Here is a 19493-nt window from a genome sequence, read left to right on the forward strand (position 1 = left end):
CGTCAGGCGACCGCGGAAGCCTGCCGCCGGTCCCGGTGAATCGGTGTGTGCGCCCCGCTCAACGACACCCCCGTCCCGCCCTGCCGTGCCGCGACGATCTCCGCCGCGATGGACAGGGCGGTCTCCTCCGGTGTGCGGGCGCCGAGGTCGAGGCCGATCGGGGAGTGCAGACGGGTCAACTCCCGTTCCGTCACGCCTACTTCGCCAAGTCGGCGGTTGCGGTCCTCGTGGGTGCGGCGGGAGCCCATCGCCCCGACGAAGGCGACCGGCAGCCGTAGGGCCGTCTGCAGGAGGGGTACGTCGAACTTGGCGTCGTGGGTGAGGACGCACAGGACGGTGCGCGCGTCGGTGGTGGTGCTGCGGAGGTAGCGGTGCGGCCAGTCGACGACGATGTCGTCGGCCTCGGGGAAGCGGGCCCGGGTGGCGAAGACGGGGCGGGCGTCGCACACGGTCACGTCGTAGCCGAGGAACTTGCCGACGCGGACCAGCGCCGACGCGAAGTCGATCGCACCGAAGACGATCATGCGGGGCGGCGGCACGTTCGACTCGACGAGCAGGGTGAGGCCGCCGGGGCAGTGCGAGCCGTCCTCGGAGAGGTCGACCGTGCCGGTGCGGCCGGCGTCCAGCAGGGCCCGGGCCTCGGCCGCCGCCGTACGGTCCAGTTCCCGGTGGCCGCCGAGTCCGCCCTCATACGTTCCGTCGGGTCGTACGAGCAGGGCCGTGCCGAGGAGTTGGGCCGGGCCCCCGGCGACCCGGACGAGGGCCGCCGGTTCGCTGCGTGCGGCGGCCGTCAGCGCCGCACGCAGCACCGGGCGGGCGGGCGCCGCCGCGCGCACCGGGGTGACCAGGATGTCGAGGACGCCGCCGCAGGTCAGCCCGACCGCGAAGGCGTCCTCGTCGCTGTAGCCGAAACGTTCGAGGACGCTCTCGCCGTCCTCGAGCGCCTGGACGCACAGGTCGTAGACCGCGCCCTCCACACAGCCGCCGGAGACCGAGCCGATGACCGTGCCCGTGCTGTCGACGGCGAGGGCGGCGCCGGGACCGCGCGGTGCGCTGCCGCCGACCGCCACGACGGTGGCGACGGCGAAGTCCCGGCCCTCCTCCGCCCACCGGTGCAGCTCGGCGGCGACATCAAGCATGCGGGCCTGCCTCGAGGATGCGGTCGGGGCGGATCGGCAGGCTGCGGTGGCGTACCCCGGTCGCGTGCCAGACCGCGTTGGCGATCGCCGCCGCGGCGCCCACGATGCCGATCTCGCCGATGCCTTTGATGCCGACCGGGTCGTCCGGGTCGGGGTCGTCGATCCAGTCCGCCTCGATGTGCGGTACGTCGGCGTGCGTGGCGACGTGGTAGCCCGCGAGGTCGGCGCCGTAGTGGCCGCCCGTGGCCCGGTCGCGGACCGCCTCCTCGTGCAGGGCCATGGAGATGCCCCAGGTCATGCCGCCCACGAACTGGTTGCGTGCGGTGAGCGGGTTGACGATCCGGCCCGCCGCGAAGATGCCGAGCATGCGGCGCACCCGGACCTCGCCGGTGGCGGGCTCCACGGCGACCTCGGCGAACTGTGCGCCGAAGGAGTGCCGCTCCTTCTGTGCGAGGGCGCCGATGGCCGCGGTGGTGTCCGACCGTACGGTGATCCCCTCCGGCGGCAGGGCGACCCCGGGTACGAGCCGCTCGCGCAGTTCACCGGCCGCGGCCGTGACCGCCCAGGCCCAGGAGCGGGTGCCCATCGAACCGCCGGCGATGAACGCCATCCCGAGGTCGCTGTCCCCGATGTGCACCCGGACCCGGTCCGTCGGCACCTCCAGCGCGTCGGCGGCGATCAGGGTGAGGGCGGTCCGTGCGCCGGTCCCGATGTCCGTCGCGTTGATCCGTACGGTGAAGGTGCCGTCCGCCTCCGCCGTCACGGCGGCCGTGGAGGGTGCCGCCCCCGCGGGGAAGGAGGCGGCCGCCGTGCCGGTGCCGAGCAGCCATCGCCCCTCCCGGCGAAGGCCCGGACGCGGGTCCCGGTCCGCCCAGCCGAACCTGTCGGCCCCTTCCCGGAAGCAGGCGAGCAGGTTGCGTCCGCTGAACGGCAGCCCTGAGATGGGGCCCCGCTCGGGCTCGTTGCGGGCGCGCAGCTCGATCGGGTCGATGCCGCACTTCTCGGCGAGTTCGTCGAGGGCGGCCTCCAGCGCGAAGGAGCCCGGCGCCTCGCCCGGCGCACGCATCCAGGTCGGCGTCGGTACGTCCAGCCGTACCACCTGGTTGCTGGTGTGGTGGGCGTCGGCGTCGTACATCGTCCGTGCCACACCGGCGCTCGGCTCGATGAACTCGTGCACGGTCGAGGTGAGGCTCAGGGAGCGGTGTTCCAGCGCACGCAGCCTGCCGTCCGCGTCGGCGCCGAGCCGGACACGCTGGGCCGTGGGGCTGCGATAGCCGGCCAGCGAGAACATCTGACGGCGCGTCATGACGACGCGTACGGGGCGCTGCAGAACGGTCGCGGCCATCACGGCCGCCACCTGGTGGGCGCGCACGCCCTTGCTGCCGAAGCCGCCGCCGACGTGTTCGGAGCGCACCCGGACCGAGGCCGGGTCGAGCGAGAAGAGACTGGCGAGTTCGGCGGCGACCCACAGGGTGCCCTGGTTGGAGTCGACGACTTCGAGCCGCCCGCCCTCCCAGCGGGCCGTCGCCGCGTGCGGCTCCATCGGGTTGTGGTGTTCTTCCGGGGTGGTGTACTCCACGTCCACGACGACAGCGGACGCGGTGAGTTGGGCCTCCAGGTCACCCTTCTCCACCACCGCCGGCATATGGGCGTCCACGGGATACGCGTCCGGGTGCTCGCTCCGGAACGTGACGTCGTGCGGCTCCTCCTCGTACCTCACCACGAGCGCCTCGGCCGCTTCCCTGGCCTGCTCGGAGGTCTCGGCGACGACCAGCGCCACCGGCCAGCCCAGATAGGGCACTTGGTCGCGCTGGAAGACGGCCGTGGTCGGGTCCGGCGGGGTGCCCAGGAGGCCGATGTAGTCGGCGTCGACACGCGGGGCGTTGCCGTGGTGCAGGACGGTGATGACGCCGGGCATGGCGAGGACCGGGTCGGTCTCCACCGCGCGGATACGGCCGCGGGCGACGGTGGACAACGCCAGCCAGCCGTGGGCCAGTTCGGCGAAGGGGATCTCGCCCGCGTAGCGGGCTGCTCCGGTGACCTTGTCGCGGCCCTCGACCCGGGTGTGCGCGGTGCCGACGGCGCCCTTCGCGGTCGTACGTCCGGTGGTGGCGGCGGTGGTCATCGGGCGGCCTCCTCGGCGAGTTCGGTCAGGACGGCCACCACGAGGTTGCGCATCAGGGTCACCTTGTATCCGTTGTCGGCCAGCGGCTCGGCGGCGGCCAGTTCGGCGTCCGCGGCGGCGGCGAAGGTCTCGGCGTCGGCCGGCGCCCCGGTCAGGGCGCGTTCGGCGGTTCGGGCCCGCCAGGGCCGGGAGGCGACCGCCCCGAAGGCCAGGCGCACCTCGCGTACGACGCCGTCGTGGACGTCGAGGGCGGCGGCGATCGAGCCGATCGCGAAGGCGTACGAGGCGCGCTCGCGCACCTTGCGGTAGCGGGAGTGGGCGGCGACCGGGGCGGGCGGCAGCGTGACACCGGTGATCAGCGCGCCCGGCGGCAGGGCCGTCTCCCGGTGCGGGGTGTCGCCCACGGGCAGATAGAACTCGGCGAGCGGCAACTCGCCGGGCGCGTCGGCCGTTTCGTACGATACGACCGCGTCGAAGGCCGTCAGTGCCACGCCCATGTCCGAGGGGTGCGTGGCCACGCAGTGCGCGGAGGCGCCGAGGATCGCGTGGTTGTGGTGCTCGCCCAGGACTGCGGGGCAACCGCTGCCGGGCGCACGCTTGTTGCACGGCTTGGTGACGTCGGCGAAGTAGCCGCAGCGGGTGCGCTGGAGCAGGTTGCCGCCGACCGTGGCCATGTTGCGCAGCTGCCCGGAGGCACCGGCCAGCACCGCCTGGCTCAACGCCGGGTAGTGGCGCCGGACTTCGGGGTGCGCGGCGAGGTCGCTGTTGGTGACGGTCGCGCCGATGCTGAGGCCGCCATCCTGCGTCAACCGGATCCGGTCCAGGGGCAGTTCGCGTACGTCGACGAGCCGGGAGGGCCGCTCGACGCCGGTCTTCATCAGGTCGACGAGGTTGGTGCCGCCGCCGAGGAATCGGGCGTCGGGGTCGGCACCGAGCAGGGCGACGGCGCCGGTGACGTCGGACGCCCTTTCATAGCCGAACTCCCTCATGCCGCTGCCTCCTTGGCCTCGTCCGCCTGCCTTTGCCCCGGTCCCTGCGTCTGCGTCTGCGTTTGCGCCTGCGTCGCCTGAGCGGCCTCGGCGACCGCCTGGACGATGGAGACGTAGGCACCGCAGCGGCACAGATTGCCGCTCATGCGCTCCCGGATCTCGTCGGGGGTGAGGGGTGGAGGCCCTGTTTCCGGCCGTACGTCGGTGGTGGCCGCGCTCGGCCAGCCCGCCGCGTGTTCCTCGATCACCGCGATGGCCGAACAGATCTGCCCCGGTGTGCAGTAGCCGCACTGGTAGCCGTCGAGGTCGAGGAACGCCTGCTGCACCGGGTGCAGTTGGTCGCCGTCGGCCACGCCTTCGATGGTGGTGACCGAGCGCCCCTCGGCGGCGACCGCGAGCTGCAGACAGGACACGGCGCGTCGCCCGTCGAGCAGCACCGTGCAGGCTCCGCACTGTCCCTGGTCGCAGCCCTTCTTGGTGCCGGTGAGATCGAGGTGCTCGCGCAGTGCGTCGAGCAGTGTGGTGCGGTGGTCGACGGGCAGGGAGTACTGCTCGCCGTTGACGGTGAGAGTGATGGCGCTGTACGTCGAAGGGGCGGAAACTGCGGCCATGATCAGCCTTCTTTCGCGGGTGGGCGCGTCGAAGTCGGACGGGCGAAACCGGCAGGGAGTTCGCACGGAGATGGCGCTGTACGGAGAGGACAGGGGGGTGGGCGGGGAGTGCGTGGGCCCGCGGCTGCGCGGTGCGCGACAATGCGGGTGGGCGATCGGTTCCGGCCATCCCCATGGGCCGCGGCTGCCGCTACGATGGACCCAAGCGGACAGCTGTCCGCTTACCCACGAACCTAGCGGACAGCTGTCCGCTTAGCAAGGGCGGCCTGCCGCGATCCCGGAAGGAGGACGAGTGCAGCACAAGCGGGACGACAACGACGCGCCGCGCTCGGACACCCCCCTGCGCTCCGACGCGCAACGGAATCGCGAACGCATCCTGGAGGTCGCCCTGGCCGAGCTGACCCGTTCGGCCGACGCCCCGCTCAGCACCATCGCGAAGAAGGCGGGCGTCGGGCAGGGCACGTTCTACCGCAACTTCCCGAACCGCGAGGCCCTCGTCCTCGAGGTCTACCGCCACGAGATGCAGCAGGTCGCCGACGCCGCCGCCCCGCTCCTCCTGGCCCATGCCCCGGACGTGGCCCTGCGCATGTGGATGGACCGCCTCGCGCGCTACGCCATGACCAAGGCGGGCCTGGCCGAGGCGATGCGCAAGGCCGTCAGCGGACCCAACGGCCCAGCCCGGCCGGCCCACAATCCCGTGACCGAGGCCGCCACACTCCTGCTGAGCACCAACGAGGAGGCCGGCACCATCCGCCCCGGTGTGACAGCGGGCGATTTCATGCTCGCCATCTCCGGCCTGTGGCAACTCGACCCCCACACCGACTGGCAACCACGCGCCACGCGCCTCCTGGACCTCGTCATGGACGGGCTGCGCGCCGGGGCTGCGGGTAACTGAGCGGCGCCGAAGCGGAATTCAGAGATCGTGCACGGCGGCCCGGGCAGTGGAGACGAAGGCCAGGACCGACTGCCAGAACGGGTCGTAGCACTGGTCGAAGACCCTGGCCGCGTCGGGGTCACCCGCGATGGACGCCTCAAGTGCCCTGTGGGGCGGCCGAGTCGAGAGCCTGATGTTCTCCGCTGCCGCGGCCACCGCGTCCGGCCCCTCCAGGTTGATCACCCAGATGAAGTGGCGCAGCTTGCCGTACTCCTCCCGAAGACTGGCCCGCACCTCCTTCAGCGCAGGCAACTGCTCGACGCGCGCGTCCGCCGAGGCGTGGATGTCGGACACCTCCCAGTACAGCTCGGCCATCCTGTGGGCCTGCTCGATCAGGCTCACGTAGGCCTGCCTCCTCGCCTCGCTCACCCGGACGGTGCGCTGCGTCCTCGCCGCCGCGTCGGCCTGGATCTGCGCGGCGTGCGCCGTCCCGCGACTGGTGACCCAACTGGCCAGCACAGCCGTGCCGGCGGTCAGTGACGAGATCCAGAGGGCGGCGTCGGTCATGCCGGAGAGCTTTCCCCGGCTCCACCACCGGACGAACGTCTTCCCCCGTGATGCCGGGCAATAGGCCGAAACCGTCGCTTCCGCAGGTGGCGGCCGTTCTGCGGGCGGGTGGGTCTCGTCCCGGTGTGAAGCGACGTTTGAGTGGCGCTTGAGCAGTCCTGCGGCTGTGCGTGGCACCGTCATCGACATGTCTCAGAGGCGGGTCAGTCAGTCGTTGGTCGACCGCATCACGCATCTCCGTCGCAGTCTCGCGGGGACTCCGCTGGTGCCTCTAGTGGGCGGTGACCTGGACATCGTCGCCAAGCTTGAGTTCTGCAATCCGACCGGCAGTGCCAAGGACCGCTCAGCGCTGTGGATCCTGGAACAGGCGATCACCCGTGGGGAGATCACCCAGGGCACCACGGTGATCGAGTCGTCGTCCGGCAACTTCGCCATCTCGCTGGCGTTCTACTGCCGCATGGTGGGTGTGCCCTTCGTTCCGGTCATCGACCCCAATTGCAACGAGGCCACCGAGGCGCAGCTGCACAGGCTGTGCGCCCGGGTGGAGAAGGTCACCGCTCGGGACGCCACCGGCGGATTCCTCAAGACCCGCCTGGCCAGAGTGCGAGAGCTGACGGCGGAAGTGGACCACGCGTACTGGACCAACCAGTACGCCAACGAGGACGCCCTCAACGCGCACTACCGGTTCACCGGGGGTGAACTGGTCGGTGCCACGGGCGCGATCGACTACCTCTTCGTCGGCGTCGGGACCGGCGGCACCATCGCGGGCCTCTCGCGCCGGGTGAAGGAGGCCTTTCCGCGGTGCGTCGTGGTCGCCGTGGACACCGAGGGCTCGGTGATCTTCGGCGGCCCGCCCGGGAAGCGGAGGATCCCGGGCATCGGCTCCAGCATCGTGCCCCCGCTCGTCGAACAGGCCCTGATCGACGACATCGAGATCGTTCCCGAGACCCGCGCCGTCGAGGGCTGCCACGCGCTCGTCGCCCGGCACGGCCTGTTCGCGGGCGGCTCGACGGGAAGCGTCTACTCCGCCGTCCAGAGCTACTTCGCCAGAAACCCGGTCACCGGCGCCCGCCCGGCCGTCGCCCTGCTGGCCGCGGACCGCGGCAATGCCTACGCCAAGACCATCTACAACCCCGCCTGGGTCCGGCAGTTGCGCGCCGAGGAGCCGCTGACGTCCGCGCAGTCGCGCGGCAGGGCCAGGCAAGCCGAAGGAGGAATACTGGCGTGCGTGCACTAACCCTGCCGTCCCTGACGGTCATCGGCGCGAGCGAGGTCGCCGCCGAGGTGGACAGCAACCGCCCGGAGTGCCTGGAGATCGTCCGGGCCGCCTACCTGGCGCACGACGCCGGTGACAGCTCCAACCCCCACAGCTCCTTTCTCCGGTTCCCGCACCAGAGCCGCTCGCGGATCATCTCGCTGCCCGCCTATCTCGGCGGTGACTTCGACGTCGCCGGAAACAAGTGGATCGCCAGCTTCCCCGACAACACCGGGCACGGCATCCCCCGCGCGTCGGCCACGCTGATCCTCAACGACTGCGACACCGGGTACCCGTTCGCCTGCCTGGAGTCCTCGATCATCTCCGCCACCCGGACCGCCGCCTCCGCGGTGCTGGGCGCCGAGCTCCTGCTCGGCGCGCGGCGGGCACGGAAGGTCGGCATCGTCGGCACGGGGCTGATCGCCCAGCACGTGGCGAAGTTCCTGCGGGATCTGGGCTGGGAGATCGACGGATTCCGGCTGTTCGACCTCAACCCGGCGGCGGCCGAGCGGTTCGGCGCCACCCTCAAGGAGCAGTCCGAGGCCGAGGTGGTGACGGCCCAGCGCGTCGAGGAGGCCTTCGCCGACTGCGACCTGGTGGTGCTGACCACGGTGGCCGGCGAACCCCACCTGCACGACCCGGGGCTGCTCGCGCACGGACCGGTCGTCCTGCACCTCTCGCTGCGCGACTTCGCCCCCGAGGTCGTCCTCGCCGCGCAGAACTTCACCGACGACGTCGACCACGCCGTACGCGAGCGCACCTCGCTGCACCTGGCGGAGCAGAAGACGGGCAACCGCGACTTCCTCAACGGCACGGTCGGCGACCTGCTGCACGGCCGTGTCGCCCGGGCACCGGGCCGCGCCGCGGTCTTCTCCCCGTTCGGTCTCGGCGTGCTGGACCTCGCCGTCGGCAAGTGGGTGTACGACCGGGTCGCCGCCGCCGGCAAGGGCGTACGGGTCGACGACTTCTTCGCCGGGGTGGAGGGCTGATCATGAGCAGCGCGGACGAACGCTACGTCGTCGTGGTCAACGACGAGGAGCAGTACTCGATCTGGTTCGCCGAACGGCGACTCCCGGCGGGCTGGGCCACGGTGGGCAGGACCGGGACCAAGCAGGAGTGCCTCGCCCACATCGAGGAGGTCTGGACCGACCTCACTCCCCGTTCGGCGCGGGTATCCGCCGAGCCAGCCGTCGCGGAAGGCGCGCTGCGGTGACCGGCACGGTAGCGGCGCCGGAAGGTGCCGCCGCACGGCTGTGGCTGCCCGGCCTCGGCAGCCGCGAACACACCGCGAACCGACGCCTGTTCGTCTTCCCGCACGCCGGGGCGGGCGCCTCCTCCTACCGGCTGGCCCGGCACTTCCCCGACGAGATCGAGGTCTGCGCCGTCCAACTCCCCGGCAGGGAGAACCGGATGGGCGAGTCGCCGCTCCTCTCGGCGGACGCGGTGGTGGACGCGCTGGCGCCGCTGATCGCGTCCCGGACCGAGCTGCCGTACGCGTTCCTCGGACACAGCATGGGAGCGCTCCTCTCGTTCGCGGTCGCGCGGCGGCTGCGGGCGCTCGGCGCGCCGCTCCCCCGCCGGATGTTCCTGTCGGCGCACCGCGCCCCGCATCTGCCGGACCAGGACCCGTTGCACGCGCTGCCCGACGAAGCGCTTCTCGCACGGCTGGAGCAGTCCGAGTTCGCGGGGCTGGACCGCGAACTGCAGGAGTTCCTGCTGCCGTTGGTGCGCGCGGACCTGACCGTGTGCGAGACGTACGCGCACCGGGACGAGGAGCCGCTGCGCTGCCCGTTCACCGTGCTGGGCGGCGCCGACGACGAGGGCGTCACCAAGGCCGAGCTCGCCGCCTGGATCGGGCACACGTCGGCCGACTTCGAGCTGCGCCTCTTCCCCGGCGGACACCTCTACCTGCGCGGTGCGGAGCAGCAGTTGGCGGAATCGATCACGCACGCCCTCACCGAATGGCGTTGAGAAAGGATCAGTTCATGGCGCCGACCACCCTGGTCGAACTGTGGGAACAGCGGGTCGCGACCAACCCGGACTCGATCGCGGTCGTCGCGGGCGCGCAGCGTGCCACGTACGCGGACGTCGACCGGCGCGCCTCGGTGCTGGCCGCCGAACTGCGTGCGCGCGGCCTCGGCCCGGAGTCGCTGGTCGGTGTCTGTCTCGGCAGGTCGGTCGACATGGTCGTCGCACTGCTCGGCATCCTCAAATCCGGCGCCGCCTATCTGCCGCTGGACCCCGGTTATCCGGCCGACAGGCTGCGGCGCATGCGGGCCGACTCCGGCGTAGGGCTGGTGCTCTGCGACGCCGCGCACCGGGAGCGGGCCCGGCAGACCGGGGCGGCCGAAGCGCTGGTGGTGGCGGACCTTCCCGAGGCCCCGCGCCGCACGGCCGGGATGGGGACACCGGGGGCCGCTTCCCCGCGCCCGGAGAATCTCGCGTACGTCATCTACACCTCCGGCTCGACCGGGCAGCCGAAGGGCGTGGCGGTCGAGCACGCGGCGATCAGCTCCTTCCTCGCGAGTGTGGCGGAGCGGCCCGGGCTCGGCGCCGACGACCGGGTCCTCGCGCTCACCCCGCTCTCCTTCGACATCTCGACCCTGGAGCTCTTCCTGCCGCTGACGGTCGGGGCGCGGGTCGTCATGGCGCCGGGGGCCGCCAACACCGATCCCGAGCTGCTCGCCGCCACCGTCGAGGAGGAAGGCGTCACGGTCGTGCAGGCCACGCCGACGACCTGGCGCATGCTCCTCGCGTCCGGCTGGAGCTCCGGCCGCGGACTGACCCTGCTCTCGGGCGGGGAGGCGCTGGATCCGCAGCTCGCCGCGGACCTTCTCGCCACGGGCGGCACCCTGTGGAACCTGTACGGGCCGACGGAGGCAACCGTGTGGGCGACCGCCGCCCGCATCGACCGCGCCGAGGGCCGCATCACGGTCGGCACGCCGCTCGCCAACGCCCGCGCCCATGTCGTGGACGAGCAGGGCCGTGAGGCCGGACCGGGCGAGAGCGGCGAGCTGTGGATCGGCGGCGCGTGTCTGGCCCGCGGCTACCTGAATCGCCCTGCGCTGACCGCGGAGCGTTTCGTGCCCGACCCCTTCGGCGGCGACGGCGAACGCCTGTACCGGACCGGCGACCTCGCCCGCTGGACGCCGGACGGCCGCCTGGAGGTCCTCGGCCGCAACGACCACCAGGTCAAGGTGCGCGGCTTCCGCATCGAACTCGGCGAGATCGAGGCGTGCCTGCGCGGCCACCCCCTCGTCGCCGACGCCCTGGTCGTCGTGGACCGCGAGGCCGCGGGCGGCGATCAGCTCGTGGCCTATCTGACAGCGAGCGGCCCTCTTCCCGAGCGCGCGATGGCCCAGGTGCGCGACCACCTCGGCGAGCGTCTGCCGGCGTACATGGTCCCGCAGGGCTACGCGCTGCTCGACGCGCTGCCCCGGACACCCGCGGGCAAGGCCGACCGCAATGCCCTGCGCGGCATCGGCTACGAGCGGATCCGTGAGCCCGGCCGTGCGCACGCGAACACGCCGGTGCTGCCGGAGGCCGAGGTCATCGGCCGGGTGTGGGGCGAGGTTCTCGGGGTCGAGGACGTGTCGCCGCACGACGACTTCTTCACCCTCGGCGGTCAGTCGCTGTCGGCCGTCCCGGCGGTGGCCCGGCTGCGGGAACTGCTCGGGGTGCCCGTCGACGTGCAGGCGGTCTTCGCCCATCCGACACCGGCGGGGCTCGCCGAGGCACTGGCCAAGGCGGGGCCCGGCGAGGACGACCCGATCCGGCCGGCCGCCGCGCCGGTGCTGTCCTTCGGGCAGGAGCGCATCTGGATCTTCGAGCAGGTGCACAGCGGCGCACCCGCCTACCACCTGCCCGTCGCCCTGTCCCTCCCCGACGAGCGCGTCGATGCGCGGGTGCTGGAGGCCTGCCTCTCCGAGATCGTCCGCCGGCACGAGACGCTGCGCACGACGCTGGTCACCGCCGACGGCCGCGCCCGGCCCGTGGTCCGCGAGGCCGCGCCGGTCACCGTGCCCTGCACCGAGCTGCCCGAGGAGGCCCTCGACGAGGTGCTCACCGAGCGCATCCGGGCGCCGTTCGATCTGGCGGAGGCTCCGCTGCTGCGCGCGGACCTGCTGCGCACCCCGGACCGGGACGTCGTGCTGCTGACCATCCATCACATCGCGGTGGACGGCCGGTCGGTGGATCTGCTCATACGGGAACTGGGCACGCTGTACACGGACTTGAGCGCCGGAGAGACGCCGGCACCGCCACCGGTCGCGGTGCGTTACGCGGACTACGCCCAGTGGCAGCGGGACCGGCTGCGGGGAGAGGAACTCGACCGGCTGCTGGGCTACTGGCGCAACCAGCTCGCCGGGGTGCCCGCGCTGGAGCTGCCGACCGCCCGGCCCCGGCCCGTGGTGGCCAGTCACCGCGGGGAACGGGAGCTGCTGCGGATTCCGGCCGAACTGGCGGGCCGCGTACGTGAGTTGTGCCGTGCGGAGGGCGTCACGCTGTTCATGGGACTGCTCGCCCCGCTGCAGGTGCTGCTCGGCCGGTACGCCGACGAGCGCGACGTAGCGGTCGGCACCCTGGTCGGCGGCAGGCCCAGGCCGGAGACCGCCGATGTCATCGGCTACTTCGTGAACACCGTCGTACTGCGCACCGATCTGTCCCGGGACCCGTCCTGGGTGGAACTGCTGGCCCGGGTGCGCGAAGTGGCGCTGGGGAGCTACACGCACCAGGAGCTGCCCTTCGAGAAGCTGGTCGAGGAGCTGTGTCCGGAGCGGGACCTGAGCCGCAACCCGCTCTTCCAGGTGCTGTTCGCCCTGCACGAGGCACCCGAACCCGGTCCGCTCACCGAGGCGTTCGACCGCAGGGAGCTGGAGGGAAGGCTCGGTACCGCCCGGTTCGACCTCGCCTTCGACATCACCGACCACGCGGCCGGGCAGGGCGATCTCTCGGTGTCGATCGAGTACGCCACCGACCTCTTCGACCAGCCCTTCGTCCAGCGCCTCGGCCGTCACCTGCTGCGGGTGCTGGAGCAGATGGCGGCCGGCCCCGCGAAGCGGCTGTCCGAGCTGGAGATCCTGGCCCCGGAGGAACTGCGTGAGCTGTCCGGCGGGGAGTCCGCCGACCCGTTGCCGGAGCCGAGCACGCTGGTGCGGATGTGGGAGCGCCGGGTGCGGACCTCGCCCGAGGCCGTCTGCGTGGTGGCCGACGGCCGCTCGCTGACCTTCGCCGAGGTGGACCGCCGCGCCGCGGGGCTGGCGGGAGTGCTGCGCGCCAGGGGCGTGGGCCCCGAGCGCCTGGTCGGCGTGTGCCTGGACCGCTCGGCCGAGCTGGTGATAGCCCTGCTCGGCGTGCTCAAGGCGGGCGGCGCGTATGTGCCGCTCGACCCGGGCTATCCGGCCGACCGGTTGCAGTACCTGGTCGCCGATTCCGGTGTACGGCTGGTGGTGACGGACTCCGCCCACGCCGCCTCGCCGCTGTTCGGCGACGGGGTGGAAGCGGTGCGGGTCGACTCCGCCCCGGCCGCCGCACCCGGGCTGTCCACGCCCGAGGGCGCGCAGCCGCATCACCTGGCCTATGTGATCTACACCTCCGGCTCGACCGGAAAGCCGAAGGGTGTGGCGATCACCCACGCCAACATCACCTCGTTCCTGGAGTGGAACCAGCGGGTCTGCCGACTGACCGAGCGGGACCGGGCGCTGCTGAACCACTCCGTGGCCTTCGACAACTCGGTCTGGGAGATCTTCCAGTGCCTGGTCTCCGGCGCCCAGCTGCATCTGGCGAGCGCCACCGCCGCGTACGACCCGACCGCGTTCCTGCGGCAGTTGGCGGAGCGCGGCATCACCACCCTGAACGCGACCCCGTCGCAGATGCGGATCCTGCTGGAGGCCGCGGAGGACACCGGGGCCGCCGAGAACCCGGGCGTGGTCGCCGCGGGCCTGGCCTCCGTGCGGCTGATCTTCACCGGCGCGGAAGCTGTACCGCACGACGTGGCGCGCCGTGTGCTGGCCGCCGCCGCGGACGGCTGCCAGGTGTTCAACGAGTACGGGCCGACGGAGGCCACCGTGACCTCCGCGGTCTGCCCGATCACCGAGGAACTGCTCGACCGGCACGCCCACCGGCCCAGCGTCCCGTTCGGCCGCGCCACCGACAACGCCCGGCTCTACGTGCTGGATCCGCAGCTGCGCCCGGTGGTGCCGGGCTGCCGGGGACTGCTGTACGTGGGCGGGACGGCCGTCGGCCGCGGCTACCTGGGCAAACCGGCCCGGACGGCGGAGGCGTATCTGCCCGATCCGTTCGCCGAGGAGGCGGGCGCCCGGATGTACGCGACCGGCGACGTGGTGCAGCTGCTGCCGGACGGCAACCTGATCTTCCTCGGCCGCGACGACCACCAGGTCAAACTGCGGGGCTTCCGCATCGAGTTGGGCGAGATCGAGGCAGCCCTGCGCACCCATCCGGCGGTGTCGGACTGCGTTGTCGCGGTGCACCGGACGGCCACCGGTGTGGAGCAGCTGGCGGCCTACCTGATCCCGGAGCAGGCGGCCGGCGAACCCGAACCGCCTCTTGTACCCGCGCAGTTGCGTGAGCATCTGGCCGAGCAGCTGCCGCCGTACATGCTGCCGCAGAACTTCACCGCCATCGCCGAGATCCCACTGACCCCCAACGGCAAGGTGAACCGCGAGGCACTGCCGGCGCCGCAGCCGATCGGTGCCCAGGAGGTGAGCGCCGCCCCGGCGACCGAGGGTCAGGCACTGGTGGTCGAGGTGCTGCGCGAATGCCTCGGTATCGAAAGCGAGCTCGGACCGGAGGACAACTTCTTCTCGGTGGGCGGGAACTCGCTGGCCGTCACCGCGGTCGCGACGCGGCTCGGTGAACACCTCGGCAGGCGTATCTCCCCGGTGCTGATCTTCCGGCACCCGACCATCGCGGGCCTTGCCGAGGCCCTGGAGGAATCGGCGTGACCAACAGGGCAGGCACGAACGGAGGAACAGGAAGCATGGGCAACACCGCAAGCAGCGTCGTCCTGGTCGACGCCTACCCCTCAAGCCACGCGCTGGCGAAAGCGTTCATGGAGCACGGCTGCGAGGTCGTCAGGGTGCAGAGCACGATGGATGTGCCGAAGTGCTATCAAGGCGCGTTCGACACCTCGGAGTTCAGCGACAACATCGTGCACCAGGGCGCGCTGGGCGACACGGCCGAGGCGGTGGCCAAGCACGAGCCCGTCGCGGTGATCGCCGCCGGTGAGTACGGGGTCGAGCTGGCCGACCGGCTCAGCGAGGCGCTCGCTCTGCCCACCAACGGCACACGGCTCTCCCCGGCTCGCCGGAACAAGTTCATCCAGATCGACACGATCAAGGCCGCCGGGGTACGCGGAGCCCGCCAGAAGCTGATCGAGGACGAGGACTCGCTGATCGCCTGGCACCGTGAAATCGGCGGCCGGGTCGTGGTCAAGCCGCTGCGCAGCGCGGCCAACGACGGCGTGACCGTGTGCGACACCCCCCAGGAGTCGGCGGCCGCCTTCCGGCGCATCCTGGGGGCCACCACCGTCTTCTCGGAGGTCAACTCCTCCGCCGTCGTACAGGAATACCTGGTCGGCGGCGAGTACGTGGTGGACACGGTCAGCCGCGACGGCCACCACCGGGCCACCGACGTCTGGAAGTACAGCAAGATGTCGGTCCCCGGCGTCCGCGACCGCATCACGGCCGGGCACCTGATCGCCCCCGACTCCCCGGTTCGGCAGACGCTCGTCGACTACGCCTTCACCGTGCTCGACGCCCTGGGCATCCGGCACGGCCCGGCACACCTTGAGGTGATCCTCACCGACGAAGGACCGTGCCTGGTCGAGGTGGGAGCGCGCATCGCCGGGGCGAACACCCCTTACTACGCCGAACTGGCCGCGGGCGAGTCGCAGAACACCTGGACGGTGGAGGCCTATCTCCACCCGGAGCGCTTTCTCGCCACCTACGCGCGCCCCTACCGGCTCGACCGGCATGTGACGGTGTGCTGGCCGACCGCACCGCAGGCGGGCAGGCTGCGCGCCTATCCGCTCCTCGACACCGTCCGGGAGCTGGAGAGCTTCAACAACGTGGAGGTCTTCGTACCGCCCGGCGGGCAGGTCGCCAAAACGGTGGACGACTCCACGAAGACGATCGCCGTCGGCCTGGCGCACCCGGTCGCCGAGACGGTCGAGCGCGACTACAACACGCTGTGCTACCTGGACGGGCCGGCGTTCTACGACGTGGACCCTGCCGCGTGACGCGGGCTCACGCGGCCGTCCCGTTCGTATCAGGAAGCGCATCACGGAGGCTTGGATGAACAGCAACGCACTGATGGAGATCCCCGGTTTCCCGCCCTTCGACCCCACCCATCCGGTGGAGAACGCGGTCATCACGCGCCTGGCGGGGAACTGGCACCGACGCGCGACGGTGAAGCGCAAGGAACCCGAACTGGAGGACCTGTTCGACGCCGAACGCCCGGACTACCCGGTGGGGATCGTGCCGTTCGTCGGCCACCCCGGCTGGGACGGGCTGCCGGCCGAGGTCCGTGACTCCATGCTGAGCTGGGCGTGGCTGGCGTACAACCGGCACACCATCCTCGCCGAGCAGCGCATCGCCAATCCGGCCTTCGCCTTCGTCATCGAGGGCGAGTTCCCCTCGCTGGGCGGTCCCGCGCTGGAGACGTCGCTCGCCCAGGCCATGGTGGACGAGCAGTACCACACGCTGATGCATCTCAACGCCAGCACGATCACCCGGCAGCAGCGGAAGATCGAGCTGCCCGACTCGATCCTGCCGGCCCCGCACATCGTCGCCCGGCACCAGGAACTCCGGGACTCCTGCGCCGAGTCGTGGGAGCGCAAGCTCACCACCCTCGCCTTCGCCACCGTGTCCGAGACATCGATCAGCGCCTATCTGAACCTGCTGTCCGACGATCCCGACATCCAGGTCATCAACTCGACGACCGTGCAACTGCACAACCGTGACGAGATCTGCCACTCCTCCATCTCCGGTGAACTCGCCAAGACCGTCTACGACTTCCTGTCCGAGAAACAGAAGAAATTCTTCGTCGACACCATGATCACGGGACTGGAGGCATTTGTCGCCAACGATTACCGGACATGGCAGAGCATTCTTGACCTGCATGGTGTCGCCGATGCCGAACGCATGATTTCCGAGGTGCAGAACGACGCCGGACGGACAAACCTGGTACGCGACTTCAGCGGGCTGCACTCACTGCTTTCGGAGATGGACCTCCTCGACCGGGTCGAGTGGCCCTGGACAAACGGGAGTTGACCTGTTCGGGACCACGACGCCTGGGCGCATTCCGGTAAAGTACGGCCCATTGAACAAGTAATTGCCCGCCCAGTACCAGTCCGGGAGCCGTATCCATGTTCGCTGCCTATCGACAGGTTTTCGCCGAGCCGAAGCTCCGGCCCTTGATGACCATAGGGCTGCTGGCGAAGATGCCCGGCCTCGGCATTTCCGCGGTCATCCTCCTGCATGTCGTGAGCAATCTGGACCGCGGCTTCGGCGCGGCGAGCCTCGTGTCCGCGCTGTGGACGGCGGGGGCCGGGATCGGCGCGCCGTTCCAGGGCCGCGGTCTCGACCGGTACGGCCTGCGCAAGGTGCTCGCGCTGGTGGTGACGGCACAGTCGCTGTTCTGGGGACTGGCTCACCTCCTGCCGTATCCCGCGCTGCTGGCGGCGGCGTTCGTCGGTGGCCTGACGACGCTGCCGGCGTTCACGGTGATCCGGCTGGCGCTGGCGACCATGGTGACCGAGGAAAACCGGCACACGGCGTACGTGGTGGACTCGATGACCACCGACCTCGCCTACATGGTCGGCCCGTCGGTCGGCATCCTGCTCGCCTCGCAGGCCTCCCCCACGGTGGCGTTCCTCGTCATGGGTGCCCTGCTGTTCCTCTCCGGTCTCTCGTATCTGGTGCTCAACCCGCCACTGCAGAAGGCCCGTCCCAAGGACGGCCGCAAGCCCCGCCTCACCGACTGGCTGTCCCCCCGGATGGCGTGCGCGCTCGGGATGACCGTCGCCGCGTCGATCGCCGTGATCGGCTTCGAGGTCGCCGCCATCGGCACGCTGCAGCGATGGGGTCAGCTCCAGTGGAGCTGGCTGCTGCTGGTCGTCGCGGGTGTCGCGTCGGTGGCCGGTGGGCTCGTGTACGGCGGGATGCGCCGCCCGCCCTCCGTGTTCGTGGTCACCGCGGTCCTCGGACTGCTGTGCATGCCGATGGGCCTGGCCACCCAGTGGTACTGGCTGTGCCTGCTGGCCGTTCCCGCGAACTTCTTCGTGGCACCCGCCCTGTCCGCGACCGCGACCTCGGTGAGCCTGCTGGCCCCCGAGGGCAGCAAGGGCGTGGCCATGGGTGCGTACGCCAGCGCCCTCCTGATCGGCAATGTGGCCGGATCCCCGCTGGCCGGTGTGGTCATGGACCACGGCGGACCGGTCGCCTCCTTCGCGGCCTTCGGCGCCACGGCCGCGGTGATCGCCGGTGCGGCGTACCTGTGCGACATGCGCTTGCGCGACAGCCCGGCCCCGACGGCCGAGCAGAACGAGCAGACGGAGGTGGTGGCGTCCTGATGATCTACGAACGGGAGTTCACTGGTGAAGATCGCTATAGTTGACGGCTACTCGACCGCCGCGTTCCTGGTGGAGAAGCTTCTTGAGCAGGGCGTCGAGTGCATCCACGTGCACAGCCAGGAGGTCCCTCCGGCGAGACTGCGCCACTCCTTCGTGCCGGCCCACTACTCCCTCGACCTCGGCTACTTCCCCCACCTCGACGACGCCGTGCGTGCGCTGAAGGACGCGGGAGTCGACCGGGTGGTGGCGGGCGCCGAGTGCGGGGTCATGGTGGCCGACACCCTCAACTACGAACTCGGGCTGCCCGGCAACGACTTCGACACGGTGCTGGCCAGGCGCGACAAGTACGCGATGGCCGGCCGGCTCGCCGCCGTCGGACTGGCCGCGCCGGTGGGGGTCGGCGCGACGGACGTGGACACCGCCGTCGGCTTCTTCGCCGCGGCCGGCTCTCCGGTCGTCGTCAAACCGGCCGCCAGCGCCGGCACGGACAACGTGCACATCTGCACCACCGTCGAACAGGTCCGGACGGCCTGCTCGGCCGTGCTGGGCAGCGACGACTACTTCGGCAATCCCAATCCCGCCGCGCTGGTGCAGAAGTACCTGGTCGGCACGGAGTACATCGTCAACACGGTGGCCGTGGGCGGCGTACAGAAGGTCTCCGACGTATGGCTGTCGATGAAGGCCTCAGGACCGACCGGCGCGCCGCTGTACGACTACCAGCAGCCGCTGTCGATGACCGCGGCTCATGTCGCCCCGCTGGTGGACTACGTACGGCGCGCGGTCACCGCGCTCGGCATCACCGACGGCGCCGCGCACAGCGAGGTGATGCTCACCGAGGACGGACCGGTGCTGATCGAGACCGGGGCGCGGCTGATGGGCGCCCTGCTGCCCGACGTCATCGAGAAGTACTCCGGCACCTCTCATGTGGAGCTGCTGGCCACGGCGCTGACCGACCCGCGCGGGTTCGCCGACTTCGACGACCGCGCCGTGCGGTGGAGCCGGACGGTCCGCAACGTGTGGTTGATCAACCGGCGCTCCGGGGTGTCCACGTCCTGGCAGGACCGCTTCCGCGAGCTGCCCTCCTACGACCGGCTCGTCACCGGCGTGCGGGCGGGCGCTCCCCTCAGGCAGACCGTGGACATGGCCACGTCGCCCGGCTTCGTGTCCCTCGTCGCGGACACCGTCGAGGAGTTGGACCGGGACCTGGCGGCCATCCGGGACCTGGAGCGGGACGAGGGGTTCTACGTCGAGGCCGCCTGAGCGGTCCACGGGAAGACGGGAGCGGGGGGGGGGGGGGGGGGGGGGGGGGGGGGGGGGGGGGGGGGGGGGGGGGGGGGGGGGG

General features: G+C 71.4%; 15 protein-coding genes. 10 read left to right on the plus strand and 5 right to left on the minus strand.

What is annotated here, in order from left to right; all coding sequences use genetic code 11:
• Nucleotides 1-2: 2 nt before the first annotated feature.
• The 4 genes from ACN6LB_RS40640 to ACN6LB_RS40655 are packed head-to-tail and all read right to left on the minus strand — an operon-like array spanning nucleotide 3 to nucleotide 4864.
• Entirely contained in the window at nucleotides 3-1139 is a 1137-nt protein-coding gene (locus tag ACN6LB_RS40640) for an XdhC family protein (RefSeq protein ID WP_445030264.1), read from the minus strand.
• Complete coding sequence (locus ACN6LB_RS40645; RefSeq protein ID WP_445030265.1) at nucleotides 1132-3264, minus strand: xanthine dehydrogenase family protein molybdopterin-binding subunit; 2133 nt, start codon at nucleotides 3262-3264, stop codon at nucleotides 1132-1134. Before ACN6LB_RS40645 ends, ACN6LB_RS40640 begins: the two co-directional genes overlap by 8 nt.
• On the minus strand, nucleotides 3261-4253 hold the full coding sequence (locus ACN6LB_RS40650; protein ID WP_445030266.1) for an FAD binding domain-containing protein: 993 nt from the start codon (nucleotides 4251-4253) through the stop codon (nucleotides 3261-3263). Before ACN6LB_RS40650 ends, ACN6LB_RS40645 begins: the two co-directional genes overlap by 4 nt.
• A complete protein-coding gene (locus ACN6LB_RS40655) occupies nucleotides 4250-4864 on the minus strand; it encodes a 2Fe-2S iron-sulfur cluster-binding protein (RefSeq protein WP_445030267.1) in 615 nt (204 codons plus the stop codon). The genes ACN6LB_RS40650 and ACN6LB_RS40655 overlap by 4 nt, the downstream gene beginning before the upstream one ends.
• A gap of 292 nt (nucleotides 4865-5156) precedes the next feature.
• Here ACN6LB_RS40655 and ACN6LB_RS40660 point away from each other — a divergent pair, with 292 nt between their 5' ends.
• Complete coding sequence (locus ACN6LB_RS40660; protein ID WP_445030268.1) at nucleotides 5157-5759, plus strand: TetR/AcrR family transcriptional regulator; 603 nt, start codon at nucleotides 5157-5159, stop codon at nucleotides 5757-5759.
• Nucleotides 5760-5777: 18 nt separating this feature from the next.
• Here ACN6LB_RS40660 and ACN6LB_RS40665 read toward each other — a convergent pair whose 3' ends face one another.
• A complete protein-coding gene (locus ACN6LB_RS40665) occupies nucleotides 5778-6305 on the minus strand; it encodes a hypothetical protein (protein WP_445030269.1) in 528 nt (175 codons plus the stop codon).
• A 187-nt stretch (nucleotides 6306-6492) separates the two neighbouring features.
• Here ACN6LB_RS40665 and sbnA point away from each other — a divergent pair, with 187 nt between their 5' ends.
• From sbnA to ACN6LB_RS40710, 9 genes are all read left to right on the plus strand, one after another.
• Nucleotides 6493-7542 carry a 2,3-diaminopropionate biosynthesis protein SbnA gene (gene sbnA, locus ACN6LB_RS40670; protein WP_356136302.1) on the plus strand — a complete coding sequence of 350 codons (1050 nt, stop codon included), beginning with the start codon at nucleotides 6493-6495 and terminating at the stop codon, nucleotides 7540-7542.
• A complete protein-coding gene (gene sbnB, locus ACN6LB_RS40675; protein WP_445030270.1) occupies nucleotides 7530-8549 on the plus strand; it encodes a 2,3-diaminopropionate biosynthesis protein SbnB in 1020 nt (339 codons plus the stop codon). The genes sbnA and sbnB overlap by 13 nt, the downstream gene beginning before the upstream one ends.
• 2 nt (nucleotides 8550-8551) lie before the next feature.
• On the plus strand, nucleotides 8552-8773 hold the full coding sequence (locus ACN6LB_RS40680) for an MbtH family protein (protein ID WP_445030271.1): 222 nt from the start codon (nucleotides 8552-8554) through the stop codon (nucleotides 8771-8773).
• Nucleotides 8770-9531 (plus strand): thioesterase II family protein, encoded by a 762-nt coding sequence (locus tag ACN6LB_RS40685; RefSeq protein WP_445030272.1) that lies wholly within the window; start codon nucleotides 8770-8772, stop codon nucleotides 9529-9531. Before ACN6LB_RS40680 ends, ACN6LB_RS40685 begins: the two co-directional genes overlap by 4 nt.
• Before the next feature lie 14 nt (nucleotides 9532-9545).
• Nucleotides 9546-14522 carry an amino acid adenylation domain-containing protein gene (locus ACN6LB_RS40690; protein ID WP_445030273.1) on the plus strand — a complete coding sequence of 1659 codons (4977 nt, stop codon included), beginning with the start codon at nucleotides 9546-9548 and terminating at the stop codon, nucleotides 14520-14522.
• A 35-nt stretch (nucleotides 14523-14557) separates the two neighbouring features.
• On the plus strand, nucleotides 14558-15817 hold the full coding sequence (locus ACN6LB_RS40695; protein ID WP_445030274.1) for an ATP-grasp domain-containing protein: 1260 nt from the start codon (nucleotides 14558-14560) through the stop codon (nucleotides 15815-15817).
• A gap of 55 nt (nucleotides 15818-15872) precedes the next feature.
• A complete protein-coding gene (locus tag ACN6LB_RS40700) occupies nucleotides 15873-16850 on the plus strand; it encodes an AurF N-oxygenase family protein (RefSeq protein ID WP_356136290.1) in 978 nt (325 codons plus the stop codon).
• 95 nt (nucleotides 16851-16945) lie between these two features.
• Nucleotides 16946-18151, plus strand: a complete 1206-nt coding sequence (locus ACN6LB_RS40705; RefSeq protein ID WP_445030275.1) for an MFS transporter — start codon at nucleotides 16946-16948, stop codon at nucleotides 18149-18151.
• Between the two features lie 24 nt (nucleotides 18152-18175).
• A complete protein-coding gene (locus ACN6LB_RS40710; protein WP_445030276.1) occupies nucleotides 18176-19411 on the plus strand; it encodes an ATP-grasp domain-containing protein in 1236 nt (411 codons plus the stop codon).
• Nucleotides 19412-19493 lie beyond the last annotated feature (82 nt).

This window comes from Streptomyces sp. SAS_270, assembly GCF_052543295.1.

What these genes read in the sequence shown, in the direction of transcription:
- ACN6LB_RS40650 (WP_445030266.1), bottom strand. Translation starts at nt 4,253, where the DNA reads ATGAGGGAGTTCGGCTATGAAAGGGCGTCCGACGTCACCGGCGCCGTC.
- sbnA (WP_356136302.1), top strand. Translation starts at nt 6,493, where the DNA reads ATGTCTCAGAGGCGGGTCAGTCAGTCGTTGGTCGACCGCATCACGCAT.
- ACN6LB_RS40680 (WP_445030271.1), top strand. Translation starts at nt 8,552, where the DNA reads ATGAGCAGCGCGGACGAACGCTACGTCGTCGTGGTCAACGACGAGGAG.
- ACN6LB_RS40700 (WP_356136290.1), top strand. Translation starts at nt 15,873, where the DNA reads ATGAACAGCAACGCACTGATGGAGATCCCCGGTTTCCCGCCCTTCGAC.
- ACN6LB_RS40690 (WP_445030273.1), top strand. Translation starts at nt 9,546, where the DNA reads ATGGCGCCGACCACCCTGGTCGAACTGTGGGAACAGCGGGTCGCGACC.
- ACN6LB_RS40655 (WP_445030267.1), bottom strand. Translation starts at nt 4,864, where the DNA reads ATGGCCGCAGTTTCCGCCCCTTCGACGTACAGCGCCATCACTCTCACC.
- ACN6LB_RS40640 (WP_445030264.1), bottom strand. Translation starts at nt 1,139, where the DNA reads ATGCTTGATGTCGCCGCCGAGCTGCACCGGTGGGCGGAGGAGGGCCGG.
- ACN6LB_RS40645 (WP_445030265.1), bottom strand. Translation starts at nt 3,264, where the DNA reads ATGACCACCGCCGCCACCACCGGACGTACGACCGCGAAGGGCGCCGTC.
- ACN6LB_RS40695 (WP_445030274.1), top strand. Translation starts at nt 14,558, where the DNA reads ATGGGCAACACCGCAAGCAGCGTCGTCCTGGTCGACGCCTACCCCTCA.
- ACN6LB_RS40705 (WP_445030275.1), top strand. Translation starts at nt 16,946, where the DNA reads ATGTTCGCTGCCTATCGACAGGTTTTCGCCGAGCCGAAGCTCCGGCCC.
- ACN6LB_RS40665 (WP_445030269.1), bottom strand. Translation starts at nt 6,305, where the DNA reads ATGACCGACGCCGCCCTCTGGATCTCGTCACTGACCGCCGGCACGGCT.